The sequence below is a fragment of the Mycetocola sp. Y442 genome (genome assembly GCF_056898615.1).
On the sequence record NZ_JBXHBV010000003.1, the window covers coordinates 322304 to 337729 of the forward strand.

The 15426-nt window shown below is 64.7% G+C and carries 18 protein-coding genes; 5 read left to right on the plus strand and 13 right to left on the minus strand.

The genetic code is table 11. The features are described from left to right. Positions 1-75 precede the first annotated feature (75 nt). Positions 76-723, plus strand: coding sequence for a hypothetical protein (locus AC1X6S_RS13080; protein ID WP_483406188.1), 648 nt, complete (start codon positions 76-78; stop codon positions 721-723). A gap of 70 nt (positions 724-793) precedes the next feature. Here AC1X6S_RS13080 and AC1X6S_RS13085 read toward each other — a convergent pair whose 3' ends face one another. The 4 genes from AC1X6S_RS13085 to AC1X6S_RS13100 are packed head-to-tail and all read right to left on the minus strand — an operon-like array spanning position 794 to position 5357. Beyond that, the gene (locus tag AC1X6S_RS13085) at positions 794-2110 is read right to left on the minus strand and encodes a dihydrolipoamide acetyltransferase family protein (RefSeq protein WP_483406189.1); all 1317 of its coding nucleotides are present in this window, start codon (positions 2108-2110) and stop codon (positions 794-796) included. Positions 2111-2135: 25 nt separating this feature from the next. Further along, positions 2136-3134: an alpha-ketoacid dehydrogenase subunit beta gene (locus AC1X6S_RS13090; protein ID WP_483406190.1), complete on the minus strand. Its 999-nt coding sequence runs from the start codon at positions 3132-3134 to the stop codon at positions 2136-2138. After that, positions 3131-4270 (minus strand): thiamine pyrophosphate-dependent dehydrogenase E1 component subunit alpha, encoded by a 1140-nt coding sequence (locus tag AC1X6S_RS13095; RefSeq protein WP_483406191.1) that lies wholly within the window; start codon positions 4268-4270, stop codon positions 3131-3133. The genes AC1X6S_RS13090 and AC1X6S_RS13095 overlap by 4 nt, the downstream gene beginning before the upstream one ends. Positions 4271-4274: 4 nt before the next feature. Further along, entirely contained in the window at positions 4275-5357 is a 1083-nt protein-coding gene (locus tag AC1X6S_RS13100) for a histidinol-phosphate transaminase (RefSeq protein ID WP_483406712.1), read from the minus strand. A gap of 211 nt (positions 5358-5568) precedes the next feature. Between AC1X6S_RS13100 and AC1X6S_RS13105 the strand changes: the two genes are divergently transcribed. Next, a complete protein-coding gene (locus AC1X6S_RS13105; RefSeq protein ID WP_483406192.1) occupies positions 5569-5970 on the plus strand; it encodes a phage holin family protein in 402 nt (133 codons plus the stop codon). 13 nt (positions 5971-5983) lie between these two features. Here AC1X6S_RS13105 and AC1X6S_RS13110 read toward each other — a convergent pair whose 3' ends face one another. Together AC1X6S_RS13110 and AC1X6S_RS13115 are read right to left on the minus strand one after the other, a co-directional pair. Next, positions 5984-7402, minus strand: a complete 1419-nt coding sequence (locus AC1X6S_RS13110; protein WP_483406193.1) for an alpha/beta hydrolase — start codon at positions 7400-7402, stop codon at positions 5984-5986. Continuing rightward, entirely contained in the window at positions 7402-7830 is a 429-nt protein-coding gene (locus AC1X6S_RS13115; protein ID WP_483406194.1) for a hypothetical protein, read from the minus strand. The genes AC1X6S_RS13110 and AC1X6S_RS13115 overlap by 1 nt, the downstream gene beginning before the upstream one ends. A 204-nt stretch (positions 7831-8034) precedes the next feature. Between AC1X6S_RS13115 and AC1X6S_RS13120 the strand changes: the two genes are divergently transcribed. The 3 genes from AC1X6S_RS13120 to AC1X6S_RS13130 all read left to right on the plus strand — a co-directional run bounded on the left by AC1X6S_RS13120 (position 8035) and on the right by AC1X6S_RS13130 (position 10284). Then, positions 8035-8562 carry a low molecular weight protein-tyrosine-phosphatase gene (locus AC1X6S_RS13120; RefSeq protein WP_483406195.1) on the plus strand — a complete coding sequence of 176 codons (528 nt, stop codon included), beginning with the start codon at positions 8035-8037 and terminating at the stop codon, positions 8560-8562. After that, entirely contained in the window at positions 8559-9941 is a 1383-nt protein-coding gene (purB, locus tag AC1X6S_RS13125; protein ID WP_483406196.1) for an adenylosuccinate lyase, read from the plus strand. The genes AC1X6S_RS13120 and purB overlap by 4 nt, the downstream gene beginning before the upstream one ends. A 160-nt stretch (positions 9942-10101) precedes the next feature. Beyond that, positions 10102-10284 carry a DUF1918 domain-containing protein gene (locus tag AC1X6S_RS13130; protein ID WP_483406197.1) on the plus strand — a complete coding sequence of 61 codons (183 nt, stop codon included), beginning with the start codon at positions 10102-10104 and terminating at the stop codon, positions 10282-10284. Between the two features lie 126 nt (positions 10285-10410). On the opposite strand, the gene AC1X6S_RS13135 is transcribed toward AC1X6S_RS13130, so the two are convergent. The 7 genes from AC1X6S_RS13135 to rpsF all read right to left on the minus strand — a co-directional run bounded on the left by AC1X6S_RS13135 (position 10411) and on the right by rpsF (position 15065). Then, positions 10411-10659, minus strand: coding sequence for a hypothetical protein (locus AC1X6S_RS13135; RefSeq protein WP_483406198.1), 249 nt, complete (start codon positions 10657-10659; stop codon positions 10411-10413). Continuing rightward, entirely contained in the window at positions 10656-11330 is a 675-nt protein-coding gene (locus AC1X6S_RS13140; protein ID WP_483406199.1) for a DUF308 domain-containing protein, read from the minus strand. The genes AC1X6S_RS13135 and AC1X6S_RS13140 overlap by 4 nt, the downstream gene beginning before the upstream one ends. 83 nt (positions 11331-11413) lie before the next feature. Then, positions 11414-12793 carry a replicative DNA helicase gene (dnaB, locus tag AC1X6S_RS13145; protein WP_483406200.1) on the minus strand — a complete coding sequence of 460 codons (1380 nt, stop codon included), beginning with the start codon at positions 12791-12793 and terminating at the stop codon, positions 11414-11416. A 531-nt stretch (positions 12794-13324) separates the two neighbouring features. Then, positions 13325-13777 (minus strand): 50S ribosomal protein L9, encoded by a 453-nt coding sequence (rplI, locus tag AC1X6S_RS13150; protein WP_483406201.1) that lies wholly within the window; start codon positions 13775-13777, stop codon positions 13325-13327. Positions 13778-13788: 11 nt separating this feature from the next. After that, positions 13789-14052, minus strand: a complete 264-nt coding sequence (gene rpsR, locus AC1X6S_RS13155) for a 30S ribosomal protein S18 (protein WP_108392326.1) — start codon at positions 14050-14052, stop codon at positions 13789-13791. A gap of 57 nt (positions 14053-14109) precedes the next feature. Next, positions 14110-14649: a single-stranded DNA-binding protein gene (locus AC1X6S_RS13160; protein WP_483406202.1), complete on the minus strand. Its 540-nt coding sequence runs from the start codon at positions 14647-14649 to the stop codon at positions 14110-14112. A gap of 5 nt (positions 14650-14654) precedes the next feature. Beyond that, positions 14655-15065: a 30S ribosomal protein S6 gene (gene rpsF / locus AC1X6S_RS13165; RefSeq protein WP_121659358.1), complete on the minus strand. Its 411-nt coding sequence runs from the start codon at positions 15063-15065 to the stop codon at positions 14655-14657. Between the last annotated feature and the right edge of the window lie 361 nt (positions 15066-15426).

A 15426-nucleotide genomic window follows, 5' to 3' on the forward strand; every position in this document is an offset into this window, starting at 1 on the left:
CTGGATATCTTCGCAGTGTGCTCACGGCATCCGTTCGTAAACTGGGCCAACTCGACAACATGCAAGGAGCACACCATGGGTTTTCTTGACAGGATTTTTGGCTCACGCCAGCAGGACGCACAGCAGCAGTATCGCCCGCAACAGCAGGGTTACGGCCAGCAGGGCTACGGGCAGCAGGGCCAGCGCACCGACGATGAAATCGCCGTGGAGCGTTACCGCTACCTGCTGCGCACGGCTCCCCCCGAGGCAATTGAGCAGGCTCACGAAGAGGCGTTCGCAAAGCTGACGCCCGAGCAGAGGCAGCTCCTGTTCACGCAGCTCAGCGCTGACGCTGCACCCGGTGATGCGCCACGCGGCGACGACCCCCGGTCGCTCGCGCAATCGGCGACGCGTTCCGAGTTGCGCCAGCCCGGCACGATGGAGCGCACCATGAACGGCCCTGGCTTCGGCAGCATGGTCGGCGCGTCACTCCTCGGCACCGTCGCCGGGTATGTCATCGCTTCGGCTGTCGTCGGAACGTTCATGCCTGACCCGTCAACCGAGGCCGGCACAGAGGGGTCCGGCGCGGATGAGTCAGGTTCAGATGGCGGATCGGATGCCGGTTCAGACGCTGGCGCGGATGCCGGCGGCGGAGACGGCGGCGGTTGGGGCGACTTCGGAGGCGGCGGGGGCTTCGGCGGCGGAGACTTCGGCGGCGGCGGAGACTTCGGCGGCGGCTTTTAGGCCCGCTACCGAACCGGCAGCCACCGCTCCTCGGGTCGCGCGCTGAGCGCCACCCGAGGAGCGTGCACTGCTACTCGAGCAACAGCGCCGGTTCCTCGATGATCGATGCGACATCGGCGAGGAATCGCGACGCGACATCACCATCGACGACCCTGTGGTCGAACGACGCACCGAGGGTCGTGACGAAGCGAGGTCGCACCTCACCGTCGACAACCCACGGCTTCTGCTTGATCGTGCCGAGCGCAACGATCCCGACCTCACCCGGGTTGAGGATCGGTGTTCCGGTGTCCATCCCGAACACACCGATGTTCGTGATGGTGATGGTGCCATTCTGCTGGTCGGCGGGGGGCGTCTTTCCCTCACGCGCGGTGAGGGTGAGCTGCTCAAGCGACTGAGCCAGCTCGAGCAGCGTCATCGACTGCGCTTCCTTGACGTTCGGAACAATGAGCCCGCGCGGGGTGGCGGCGGCGACACCGAGGTTGACGTAGTGCCGGACGATGATCTCCTCATCGGTCCAGGTTGCGTTCACCGTCGGGTTCCGGCGCACGGCCCAGATCATCGCCTTTGCCATGATCAGCAGCGGCGAAACCTTGACCCCGGCGAAGTCCGTCGAGTTCTTGAGCCGTTTGATGAACTCCATGGTGCGGGTCGCATCGACGTCGACGAACAGCGATACGTGCGGAGCCTTGAACGCAGCCTCGACCATCGCTTTCGCGATCTGCTTACGAACACCCTTGACCGGAATCCGTTCCTCGCGGGTGTCGCCCCACTCGGGTGTTTCGATGTTGCGGAACACACTCGCCTGGCCGGCCTCGCGCACCACGTCGTCCCGGGTGACCTCTCCCCCGACACCGGTGCCGGTGACCTGGGCGAGGTCGACGCCGAGGTCCTTCGCGAGCTTGCGGATCGGCGGTTTCGCGATCACCGGGCCCTTCGCGGGTGGGACGGATGCCGGTCGAGCGGCGGGCGGGACGGGCCGCGTCCGCGCGCGGCGGCGAGAAGACACATGCCCGGCATCGCCGTAGCCCACGAGAACCGCGCCGGGCTTCTCGTCGTCAACGGTGCCCCTGGTGTCGGCAACCGCTTCTGCGAACTCCGTTGAGACGGCGGGCGGGGCGACTTCTGCAGCTGCCTGGCCACCGGCATCCGCTGCACTGATCGTGATGATCGGGGTGCCGACATCGACGGTTGTGCCCTCGGTGACGAGGATGGATGCGACGGTGCCCGCGAAGGGCGATGGCAGCTCGACGAGGGACTTGGCGGTCTCGATCTCGACGATCACCTGGTTGAGCTCGACGGCGTCGCCTGGCGCGACCTTCCACGAGACCACTTCGGCCTCGGTGAGCCCTTCACCGGCATCCGGCATCAAAAACTGGAACTCACTCATGGTTCTCCATTCGGTCGACGGGCGACTAGTAGGCGAGCGCGCGATCGACGGCCTCGAGGATGCGGTCGGCGTCGGGCAGGTACAGCGCCTCGAGCTTGGCCGGCGGGAAGGGGACATCGAAGCCGGAAACCCGCAGTACCGGGGCTTCGAGCGAATAGAAGGCGCGCTCGGCAACCGTCGCCGCAATCTCAGAACCGACGGAGACGTTGCCCGGTGCTTCCTGGGCGACGACGAGGCGGCCGGTCTTGCGCACGCTCTCGAGGATCGGGCCATAGTCGATCGGCGAGATCGACCTGAGGTCGATCACTTCGAGGCTGATGCCCTCCGCAGCCGCCAGCTCTGCGGCCTGGATCAGCATGCTGACCATCGCGCCGTGTGCAACGACCGTGACGTCAGTTCCCGTCCGCACGATCCGGCTCGCGTGCAGCGGTGCTGCTGATCCGGAGAGGTCGACCTCGCCCTTGGGCCAGTACCGGCTCTTGGGCTCGAAGAACATGACGGGGTCGTTCGACGCGATCGCTTCCTGGATCATCCAGTACGCGTCGTTCGGTGTCGATGGGCTGACCGAGCGAAGGCCAGCGGTGTGGGCGAAATACGCCTCGGGGCTTTCCTGGTGGTGCTCGATCGCACCGATATGTCCGCCGTACGGCACCCGGATGACAACGGGCATCTCGAGGGCGCCCTCGTTGCGATTGGTCAGTTTGGCGAGCTGCGACGTGATCTGGTTGAAGCCGGGGTAGATGAAGCCGTCGAACTGGATCTCGCACACCGGGCGGTAGCCGCGCATGGCGAGGCCGATCGCTGTCCCGATAATGCCCGACTCCGCGAGCGGGGTGTCGAGCACCCGGCTCTCTCCGAACTCGGCCTGCAATCCCTCGGTGATGCGGAAGACGCCACCGAGCTTGCCGATGTCCTCGCCCATCAGGAGGACCTTGTCGTTCTCGACCATCGCCTGCCGGAGTCCGGCGTTGATGGCCTTCGCCATGGGCATGGTCGCGACCTGCGCGTCGATGCTCAGCGTCATGCTGCACCTCCGGCCATGGTGCGCTCGTAGGCCGACAGCCACTCCCGCTCCTCGGTGACGAGCGGGTGGTCTTCGCTGTAGACGTTGTCGAACATGCTGGTCAGGTCCGGGTCCTTAATGGCGTGTGTGCGCGCACGGATGTCTGCGGTGTAATCGCGTGCCTGCTCGGCGACACCGGCGAAGAACTCGTCCGAGGCGCCCTGACGACGGAGGAACGCCTCGAACCGCACGATCGGATCCTTGAGGATCCACGAGTCGGTCATTTCCTGGGTGCGGTACTTCGTCGGGTCGTCACTCGTGGTGTGTGCGCCGACGCGATAGGTGAGCGCTTCGATAAGCTGCGGGCCACCGCCTGACCTGGCATCCGACAGGTGTTTGGCCGAGACCGCGTAGCTCGCGAGCACGTCGTTGCCGTCAACCTGCACGGCGGGAAGGCCGAAGCCTTTGGCCCGTTCGAAGAGCGGTGTCCGCGACTGGGTGGTCACAGGAACGCTGATCGCCCAGTGATTGTTCTGCAGGAAGAACACCTGCGGGGTCTGGTAGCTGGCCGCGAAGATCATGGCCTCGTTGACGTCGCCCTGGCTGGTCGCTCCGTCGCCGAAGTAGACCATCACTGCCTCGTCGGTTTCGGGATTTCCCGTTGCCGTCGCGCCGTCGAACTTCACGCCCATCGCATAGCCCGTCGCGTGCAGCGCCTGCGCTCCGATGACGAGTGTGTACGGGCGGAAATTGCCGTTGGCCGGGTCGGAGATGTCCCAGCCCGAGTGGGTGGTTCCGCGCATGACCTCGATGATGCCGAGGAGGTCGACCCCGCGAATCAAGCCGACGGCGTGCTCCCGATACGACGGGAAGATGTGGTCCTGGGCGCGCGCGGCGCGACCGGATCCAACCTGGGCACCCTCCTGGCCGTGGCACGGCGGCCACAGGGCGAGCTGGCCCTGACGCTGCAGGTTCGCCGCCTCGGTGTCGAACGCCCGAGCGATGACCATGTCCCGGTAGAACTGTTCGTGGTCCTGATCGGTCAGCGTGTCGAGATACGGCAGATACGGCTCGGCCGACGCGGTCGGTGAATAGCTTCCGTCAGTGGCCAGAACCTGGACCGGGGGCGTGAGAGACGTCGTTTCGGTTTCCGCCATTGTCCTAACCTAACTGCCGGGCCGGATGCCCAGCTGGTAGAGATCCCACAACGTCCGCGCTCGCCTGTAGGAGCTTCTCCATAGCTTCTTCCTCGCCAATCGTGATTCTGATGCCCGATCCGGGGAAGGCCCGCGCCACGATCCCGTGGCTGAGGAACACCTCATTGACGTGGAGCGTCTCGTCACCCGTTGCGAGCCAGATGAAGTTGCCCTGAGCATCCGGCACTCTCCAGCCCTGGTCGAGAAGCGCCGAACGGATGCTGTCGCGCAGCACGCTGAGACGGTCCACCCGTTCGAGCAACTCGTCTTCGAGCCCGAGCGAGGCGATGGCCGCTGACTGGGCGGGCTGGGTGACCGAAAGCGGGATGGCAGACGCGCGCGCTGCGTCGAGAATGCCTGCGGGCCCGAGAGCCCAGCCGACGCGGAGGCCGGCGAGCCCGTATGCCTTGGAGAAGGTGCGCAGGACGACGAGGTTCGGGTAGCGGCCGGTCAGGGTGAGTCCATTGACGGCATCCGGGTTCGTGACGAACTCGGCGTACGCCTCATCGAGGAGGACGAGGACGTCGGCGGGAACCCGCTCCATGAATGCCTCGAACTCCGCGGCGGTGACAATCGTGGAGGTGGGGTTGTTCGGCGTGCACACGATGACGACGCGGGTTCGCTCGTCGATCGCCGCGGCAATGGCGTCGAGATCGTGAGTCCCGTCGTCCCGGTTGGGGACCTGCACGCTCTCGGCGCCCGCGACGGTGACGAGCCCCGGGTAGGCCTCGAAGGAACGCCACGCGTAGACGACGGTGTCGCCTGGGCCGGCGGCAGCGGTGATGAACTGGCTGAGCAACGCAACGGAACCCGATCCGATGTGGATCTCCTCGGGGCTGACGCCGTGTTTCTCAGCGAGCACCTCCCGCAGCGCGGCAGCGCTCGCGTCCGGGTATCGATTGAACGCGCCCGCAGCGACGACAGCCTCGACGACCCCGGGCAGTGGGGGAAAAGGGTTCTCGTTGCTGGACAACTTGAACGCGTCATCCGTCGCCGCTTTGCCCTGCCGGTATGGGGGTGTTGCGAGTATCTCCGGCCGAAGCTTCACCGCAGGCCGGGAAAGCGGGTGATCTGCGTTTGCCGGGGTGAAAGTCACACGTCGAGTCTAGACAGGGGCCATTCCGCTGATCGCATACGTACGGGCGCGGATACGTACGTTCCGTTCGGCGTTGGCCGCCCCGGCCGGGGGTTCGAGACGGGTGTCGCCGCGCGGGCTCACAGGGGAATGCACTGATTCCGACGCGGTGCCATAGTAGAGCATGGCCAAATTCCTCCTGAACATCGTCATCAACGCTGTGGCGATCTGGTTGACCACGCTCGTTGTCGCCGGCGTGCAGGTCACCCCGTACGCACCGAACAACGGTGTGGCAACGGCGCTGACCTACCTGTTCGTCGCCCTCATTTTCGCGATCGTGAACAGCATCATCGGCACGGTGATCAAAATCGTGGCCTTCCCGCTCTATATTCTGACGCTCGGCCTGATCTCGTTCATCATCAACGGCCTGCTCCTTCTCATGGCCGGCTGGGTCAGCGGATGGTTCGGTTTCGGTCTCACGGTCGACGGTTTCTGGTGGGCCGTTCTTGGTGCTCTCGTGATCAGCGTCATCAACTGGATCTTCCAGATCATCCTGCGGCCGCAGCGCCGGGGCTCGGCCCGCTGAGCCGCATGGGGCGTCACCCCGATCGGACTCGCTCCGAACGGAACGCCTGAGCGACCCCGGCGCCTGAGCCGATTCCGGCCAGCGCCTCGGTGAGGTCAGTGAGGCGCGGGTCGGTGCACTCATCGATGAGCGCTGCCGTCTTCTCATACCCGTTCATGGCGTGGGACGCCCCACCGTCGTCGGCATCCGGCGGGGTTTCATCGAAGAGGGAGCGGGAAACGACGAGACGGTCGCGTCCTTCGGCCCCGTCGACCGGTTCGCCTCCGAGCGCTGGCACGAGGTCCTCTGCGTGCTCGACCGCAACCTGGGTGACCGAGTCCGGCACGGCGACCTGCCCGCTCGGCGAACCAAAGGTGACGAGAGACTGGGTATCGAAGCTCCCTGACTCGGCGATGCGGGCGGCGACCAGCCCGCCCTGGGAGTGGCCGAAGAGGTTGACCCGGTCGCCGGGCTGGATCCCGGCCTGCTCCATGGCATCGAGCGTGGCCCTGTACGCTCCCGCGTCGCTGTCGGCGACCGCGGCCAGGTTGCTCGCCATGTCGAACGGCTCGGCGCTGTTGCCGCCGAAGTCCGTCGTGCCCGCGATGTACACCGCGTAGGAGGCGGTGCCAGAGGGGTGCGTGTACTTCTCGACAGTAATCTGGGGTTTTCCCACACCGGTCGGAGGAATCCGTCGCGCGGCGTCCGCAAGGGAGGCCGGGGGCCGTACATCCCGCGCGACCCCGTAGCTCGCGGTCCGCACCGGCGTCTCGGTGAATACGTGTCGACCGCCGAGGATGATTGCGGCGCTGGCGACAGTGTCGAGTCCGACGAGGCCGGTTCCTTCATCGCCGAGGATTCGCGCCGCGGGCAGGCTCGTTCCGCTGAATCCCATCAGGATGTCGTCTGCCGCTGACACCACATCGCGCACCATCCCCACGAACGCCGGATTCGCGGTGAGGCCCGGGTTCTGCGCCAGTCCACCGGCGAGGCCGACCCCGAGAACCGCGACAGCACGGCGCAGCGCCGGCTGCTTCATGACCGTCGCGGTGAGAATCAGGCCGGGCAGAAGAGGGAGTGCACCCATGACGAGGTTGCGCAGATACGTGCCGACCAGGAACCCGGCGAACGCTTGCATGGCGCCGAGAGCCTCCCGGCTTCGTGCCTCTCCGTCCGCGTAAGCATTCGCGGCATCCTGAACCACGCTGCCGAGCCGCTCGGCGCAGTCTGACGCGTCGGCGAGCAACCGGCTGGCCGTCATCAGCGCGGGTTCCGCGAATCCGTATGGTGCGGCATCCGTCGACCACTCCGTCAGGCACCGTGCGATCGATGCCCCGTGTGCCCAGTCGGCTGCGTCAGCGGCGAGAACATCGAGAGCGCTCGAGAATGCGAAAAGCTCCTCGGTTGAGACGCTCGTCAGCCCGCCCGTCGACAGGGTGAGCGAGTCGGACATCAGAGAGCGCCGGTCGCGCCAGGGCCGGCTGGGTACCCGGGGTAGCCACGGGAACCGGGTTCCGCTCCGCCCCCGGAATAGCTGGCGAGGGCCGCCCTTCTCGCGTGCTCACACTGCTCGAGCGCCTCGGTGAGATGAATCGCGGCGAGGGTGAGCCGGTCTGCGAGTTCGGAAACCCTCGCGTCGAACTCGGCCCGGCTGGAGGACCGCCAGGTCAGGTCGCCCGCTGCATCGAGAATGCGCCGTCGGCCGGGCGTGACATTCTGCTGGAGCGCATCGATCCGGCGGCGCTGTTCGGAGATGACGTCAAGAGCCCGCAATTGCGCCGCGCGAAATTCCGCGTCCCCCGCTGCGCCGACCCCACCAATCATCGCCGTATCCAGTGCCGCGGTGATCGCTGTGGTGATCGGCGTATTGACCGTCGTCATCGTGAATCTCTCCTTCACTTTTCACTGCGCTCGCGGGGTGAGGCTGTGCTCCAGAGAAGCGCTCGGCCGTCGGATCCAGTGTGGCCGGGCGACCCCGTGAGTTGCGCGATGCGCACAGGCCGTGGACAGCCCACCCCGATTCGGGGGTTTGTGAAGGGGTTTGGGGGACTCCCGCCTGAGCCTCGAGCAGTACAGAATAGGGGAATGATTTCCGACCCGGACCCGACCGAGGTGCAACCTTTCCGGGTGTGCTTCGTGTGCGCAGGCAATATCTGCCGATCGCCGATGGCCGAAATCGTCTTCCAGCACCTCGTGCGCCAGGCCGGGCTGAGCCGATACGTGGAGACGGTGTCCGCCGGAACCGGAGACTGGCATGTCGGCGAACAGGCAGATGCCCGCACCATCGCCGCGCTCCGTAAGTACGGCTACGACGGCGCACGGCACCGGGCGAAGCAGTTCAACCCGGACTGGTTCGAGAAGCTCGACCTGGTCGTTGCCCTCGACCGCACCCACGATCGGGTCCTTCGGGCGTGGGCGCCGACCGAGACGGACCGCGGAAAGATCGCGCTTTTGCTCAGTTTCGACGCAGAACGCAGCGAATTGACCGACGTTCCCGACCCCTACTACGCGGATGACGAAATGTTCGATCGGGTATTGGGCATGATTGAGGGGGCGATCCGTCAACTTTTTCGCCAGATCGAACCCGCAATCCGACAGGGAGCCACCCGATGACCTCACTACCCGCCCAGCCACTCAGCCCGCTCGATGGCCGTTACTCCTCTGTGGTGAGCCCGCTGGGTGAGTACCTGTCCGAGGCCGGCCTCAACAGGGCGCGGGTGCAGGTCGAGGTCGAATGGCTCATTTACCTGACCGGTGCAGGAATGTTCGGATCCGCACCGCTCAGCGAAGAGCAGATCTTCTCGCTCCGTTCGCTGTACCTCTACTTCGGACAAGCCGAGATCGACTGGCTCGCCGAGAAAGAAGCGGTCACACGCCACGATGTGAAGGCCGTCGAGTACCTCGTGCGCGACCGGCTCGCCTCCCTCGGCCTCGACTCCATCGCCGAGCTGACGCACTTCGCCTGCACGAGCGAAGACATCAACAACCTCGCGTACGCGCTCACCGTATCGAACGCCGTTCAGGCGGTGTGGCTCCCGAAGCTGCGGGTCACCATCGACACGCTGCAGGCGCTGGCCGTGAAGCACAGGGCGGATGCCATGCTGGCGCGCACACACGGACAGCCGGCGACGCCAACCACCATGGGGCACGAGCTCGCGGTCTTCGTCTTCAGGCTCGAACGCATCGCCAAGCAGATCGACGGCACCGAATACCTCGGCAAGTTCTCGGGCGCGACAGGCAACTTCGCCGCTCACACCGTCGCTGATCCGACAGCGGACTGGCCGGCTCTGTCCCGGGCTTTCGTCGAATCGCTCGGACTGGTCTGGAACCCGCTGACCACCCAGATCGAATCGCACGACTGGCAGGCGGAGCTCTACGGTCGCGTCTCGCACGCCAACCGGGTGTTGCACAACCTCGCAACCGACATCTGGACCTACATTTCGATGGGCTACTTCCGGCAGATCCCGCAGGCCGGTGCCACGGGTTCGTCGACGATGCCACACAAGATCAACCCAATCCGGTTCGAGAACGCCGAAGCCAACCTTGAACTCTCCAGCGCCCTGCTCGACTCGCTCGCCGCAACCCTCGTCACCTCCAGGCTGCAGCGCGACCTCACCGACTCGACGACCCAGCGCAACATCGGTGTCGGGCTCGGGCACTCGCTGCTCGCCCTCGACAACCTCGCCCGCGGTCTCGGTGAGATCGACCTCGACCGCGAGGTGCTGGCTGCGGACCTCAACGCCAACTGGGAGGTTCTCGGCGAGGCGATCCAGACGGTCATCCGCGCCGAGGTTGTCGCCGGTCGCTCGACGATCACCGACCCGTACGCCCTGCTCAAGGACCTCACCAGGGGCAAGCGCATCGGCCGTGACGACCTGATCGAGTTCGTATCGACGCTCGACATCGGCGTCGACGCGAAGGAGCGCCTGCTCGCTCTCACCCCCGCGCACTACACGGGCCTCGCCGACGAGCTCGTCGACTACCTGGCGTAGCGCCCGCGTAACCGCGAGAAAATCAGAAGCGGTCGAGAACATCACGCGCAACCGATGTTCTCGACCGGAACTGATGTTCTCGGCGCGTGCTCGACAAGTGCCACGCGTCGACCCTTCCGCGTTTCGCACACCGCGCGTACCCTGAAATCGGGAGGCGATCATGCAGACAACAGCCGGACAGCGGATTGTCATTCGGGGCCAGAGCGTCGGAGCGCCGGAACGGCACGGACAGATCCTCGAGGTGCGTGGCCCGGACGGCGCACCGCCCTATTACATCCGGTTTGACGATGGCCACGAGAGCCTCGTCTATCCGGGGCCGGACTGCGTCCTGGAACACGCCTGACCTGGCATCCGCGGACCGTGCCAGCAAGCTAGCGGGCGCTGGTCAGGAGCCGACTGCCAGAACCCGATTGCTAGAAGCCGACTGCCAGAGCCCGACTGCCAGAGTTCGGGCATTACCGCCCGAGAGTCAGTGCCCGGTGTCCTGGTCGTGAATGTCTTTCTTCTCCATGTCGTCGGGCTTGACCGTGAGGGCGAACATGGCGATGAAGACGAGCGTCACGATGAACGCGATACCGAACCCGATCAGCGCAAAGGAGATGTCGCGGGTCACCATGAGGGTCACGAGGCCGGTGAAGATTCCAGCGACCGCAGCGAAGACAAGCAACTCGACTGGTTTGAGAATCTCGCGACGGCTTGGTGGCTGTGGTGTGCTCATGATTGTGACTCCGTAGTGCCTGTTGTAGACGAACGCCCGGCGCCGTCCGTTCCCCATTTGAGCGACAAACCGCCAATGATGAGGAGCACGGCGACGATCGCGGCGTAAGCGCCGAAGACCCCCACCGTAACGATGGATGCTGTGAGGCTGCGGTCGACGCCGTCAGGCCCGGTGTAGTGCTGGTCGAATCCCGGCGGCACGAGTAGGTAGACGATGCCGAGGAGCACTGTGGCCCCGCCGACAGTCATCCAGTCTCGCGCGAACGGCGATCGCCCGCGCAGGCGGAAGCCGCTGTAGAGCTCGAGAACGCCGGTGAGCAGCGCCCAGATGATCACCGTGAGGAAGAGACCGGGCAGCGCGGATGTGCCGGTTCCGGCGAGGAACAGAGCGGCCGCGCCGGCGAAGAGGCTGACAACTCCGCTCAGGAGGAAGTTGAGGCGCGAGCCCCGATCGTCAGCGAGGACCCGTGGCACGAACACCACGGCCATCAGGCCGGTGACCACGGCGAATGCGCCAAAGACCGTCAGACCGAGGGGAGCCGAGTGGTCGACGCTGAACGTGATGACTGCGGCCGCGACCGCCGCTGGTACCGCCCTCAGCACCTGGAAGATCCAGTACCGCGACGTCGAGTCGACGGAGCCGCGTGGTGCAGCAGCGGCGGAACTGGCCAAGGAGAACGCCTCTTTCGTGGTGGAGCGTGAGGGGGATACCTCTAGTCTACGCGGCGTAGAAGAACGCGGGACTCGGCCGGAGCTTAGGCCGGCGCGAGGTCGGCGAACCGCGAGAAGTGGCCGTGGAACGCCACGGTGACCGTTCGCGTAGGTCCGTTACGGTGCTTGGCGACGATGAGGTCCGCTTCACCTGCTCGCGGGTTGTCTTTCTCGTAGGCGCTCTCTCGGTGCAACAGGATGACCATATCGGCATCCTGCTCGAGCGAACCGGACTCACGGAGGTCGGAGATCGCCGGCATCTTGTCAGCACGCTGCTCGGGTCCACGGTTCAGCTGCGAAAGCGCGATGACGGGAACCTTGAGCTCCTTCGCGAGAAGCTTCAGTGCACGCGAGAACTCGGAAACCTCCTGCTGGCGGCTTTCAACACGCTTTCCGGACGTCATGAGCTGCAGGTAGTCGATCACCACGAGCTTGAGTCCGACGCGCTGCTTGAGTCTGCGGCACTTGGCGCGAATCTCGACGAGCGTCATATTGGGGCTGTCGTCGATGTAGAGCGGGGCGTCGTTGATCCGCCCACGCACAGCCGCGAGTTTGTTCCAGTCGCGCTGGTCGACGTTTCCTTTACGCATGCTCTGAAGTGGCACGGATGCCTCGGCTGAGAGGAGCCGCATGGCGATTTCGCTCCGCCCCATTTCCAGGGAGAAGAAGATCGACGGCTGGTCGTTTCCGATCGATGCCGCGCGCGCGAAGTCGAGCGCGAGGGTCGACTTACCGAGCGCAGGTCGGGCCGCCACGATGATGAGCTGGCCACCGTGGAAGCCGTTGGTGAGGTCGTCGAGTTCGGCGAACCCGGTCGGCGTGCCGACCATCTTGCCGTCTGAGCCGTTGTTCGCTTCGATCTCTTCGAACGCGGTTCCGACGGCTTCGTTGAGCGGCACGTAGTCTTCGGCCGTCGTCGACCCGGTCACGCCGTAGATCTCGGCCTGGGCGGTGTTGACGAGGTCGAGGACCTCACCCTCGCCCGCGTAACCCATCTGCACGATGCGGGTTCCCGCCTCGACGAGGCGACGGAGCAGCGCCCGTTCTGCGACGATCGAGGCATAGAAGCCTGCGTTGGCTGCGGTCGGTACGAGGCTCGTCAGCGTGTGCAGGTAATCAGCGCCGCCCGCACGGGACAGCTCACCGGTCTTGATCAGTTCATCGGTGACGGCGATGACATCCGTCGGTTCGCCGTGGGAATACAGCGACAGAATCGCGTCGAAGATGATTTCGTGCTTGGGGATATAGAAGTCAACACCGCGCACCGACTCGACGACGTCAGCCACTGCGTCTTTCGAGAGGAGCATTCCACCGAGAGCGGACTGCTCAGCGAGCAGGTCGTGAGGTGGGGTCCGCTCAGCGCGCTGCTCCGGTCGTTCGCCCGACGACTGATGGTCGTTGAGCCCGAGATGAGCGATCGACACTCGTTCCTCCTCTGGCTTTTCAGCCCGTCCGGCGGGGACAGCTCATGACTTTCATGCTCAGTTACAGCAGATCATCGACCACCGACATTGGTGGGATGAACCGCCTGGCGCGCCCCGATAAAAACCTGCGCTGCTACACACTAGGAGCGCCACTCCCCCGGCACAAATGCGCCTGTGGATAACTCTGTGAATAAAGTGGGCGAAACGCCGGGCGGTGTGTGCACAAGGTGTGGATAGATCTGTGGAAAGGGAAATACTTTTTCCCGATAAATAGCTCCTGACCGGGCAAATCCTGTTTCCACATGTGTGCACTTCGACCTGTTTAGAGTTTGTGTTGAACGTTGGCGCGCCGCCGAAAACCTGTGCACAAATAACTTGACATTTCGGCTAACAGGGCTAGAGGCATCCATACAGAAGTCGAATAAATCCTCATGTTTACGGCGCGAAAAAGCGGCTGAGCCCGTGAGGGCTCAGCCGCTTATTCGAGAGGGGATGACGGGCTTTTGACCCGTCACCCCGCATCGCGTTGTACTACTTGGCAGCAACCACCTGGAGGGTGATGACGGCGCTGAGGTCTTCGCGCAGGCGGACCCGAGCTTCGTGCGTACCGACGGACTTGATCGGAGACAGGATCTCGATCTTGCGCTTGTCGATCTGGCCGAGGCCAGCTGCGGCGACCGCGTCAGCGACAGTGCCTGTCTTGACGGAACCGAAGAGACGGCCTTCAGCGCCAGCCTTGACGGCGAGCTTGACCTTGGTGCCTTCGAGGGCAGCCTTGAGGGACTGAGCGTCTTCGAGGGTGGCAAGTTCGCGCGCTGCGCGTGCGGCCTTGATCTGCTCGACCTGCTTCTCAGCACCGCGGCTCCACGCAATGCCGAAGCCCTGCGGGATCAGGTAGTTACGTGCGTAACCGTTCTTGACCTCGATGATGTCACCAGGAGTGCCGAGACCGGTCACTTCGTGCGTGAGGATGAGTTTTGACATGTGAGTGTTCCTTACCTGCCTGAGCCGGCGTAGGGAAGAAGAGCCATCTCGCGTGCGTTCTTGACTGCACGGGCGATGAGGCGCTGCTCCTGGACGGAAACACCGGTGATGCGGCGGGCGCGGATCTTTCCACGCTCGGAGATGAACTTGCGAAGGGTTGGGACATCCTTGTAGTCGATGACCCCAACGCGGATTGCCTTCGCGGGAGCGAGCGGCTTGCCGCCCTTGCCACCGCGGGCAGGCTTGCGGCTTGCGCCGCTAGACTTTCCAGCCATTTGGTTTCCTTAGTGTGAATGTGTCCGCCGGGACCTGGGCCCCAGCGGACGAAGTGTTTAGAAAGGGGTGTCGTCGCCGTAGGATCCGGGCGTGTTCCAGCTGTCGCCGGAATTGCCCGCATTGCCTGCGTTCGAGTTGCCGCCACCGAACGCCTGTGGGGCGGCCGGTGCACTTGCTGCCCACGGCTCGTCCTGGACTGCAGCGGGGCCGCGGCCACCACCACCGCCGGAGGACTGTGCGCGGCTGACCTGTGCGGTTGCGTACCGAAGCGAAGGGCCGATTTCGTCAACCTCGAGTTCCATCGAGGTGCGCTTTTCGCCTTCCTTCGTTTCGTACGAACGCTGCTTCAGACGCCCGGTAGCGATGACACGGCTACCCTTGGTGAGCGATCCGGCGACGTGCTCGGCGAATTCACGCCAAACGCTCGCTCGCAGGAACAGTGCTTCGCCGTCTTTCCACTCGTTTGCCGCGCGATCGAAATTGCGCGGAGTGGATGCGATGGTGAAGTTGGCAACCGCCAGCCCGTTCTGCGTGTAACGCAGCTCAGGGTCAGACGTGAGGTTGCCCACCACGGTGATTACGGTCTCGCCAGCCATCGGGACTAAGCGCCTTCGACCGTTGCCGGCTCGGCAGGCTTGGCGTCAACCTTGGCCTTGGTGGCAGCAGCCTTGCGGGCGGCCTTCTCCTCGGCGCGCTTGCCTTCGGACTCAACGAGAGCGATTGCCTCTTCGGCACGCAGCACCTTGGTGCGCATGACTGCCTCGGAGAGCTTCAGCTGACGGTCGAGCTCGACCGTTGCTTCGCTCGTCGCGGTGAAGTCGACGACGGCGTAGATGCCTTCGGTCTTCTTGTTGATTTCGTAAGCCAGGCGACGACGGCCCCAGATGTCAACCTTGTCGATGGTTCCACCATCGTTGCGGATGACATTAAGGAACTTATCGAGACTGGGAGCAACTGTGCGCTCGTCAATCTCGGGGTCGAGGATAACCATGAGTTCATACTGATGCGTCACTAACCCACCTCCTTCGGACTCGAACGGCTGCAGACGATCTGCAGCAGGAGGGTTCTAGCATCGTTGACCGGACGGGAACAGAGTGTTCACATACGGGCAACCTGAGTAGCTTACCGGATCTCGCCGGGTTTTACCTATTGGGGCCGGCATCCTATGGCTCGGTCCGTGGCTGCTGCCGGCGCAGGACATCGCGAGGGCATCACTTCCGGTCGAGAACATCCGGCGCACCTGGTGTTCTCGACCGCAGCTGATGTTCTCGCTCCAGGCTCGGTCGCGCCGCGAGAAGTCCCCCACAGCGCCGCCATCCCCGCCACCCTTCCCACCGCTTACCCGGCAACCTCGCTACACGCCGCCGAGCCGC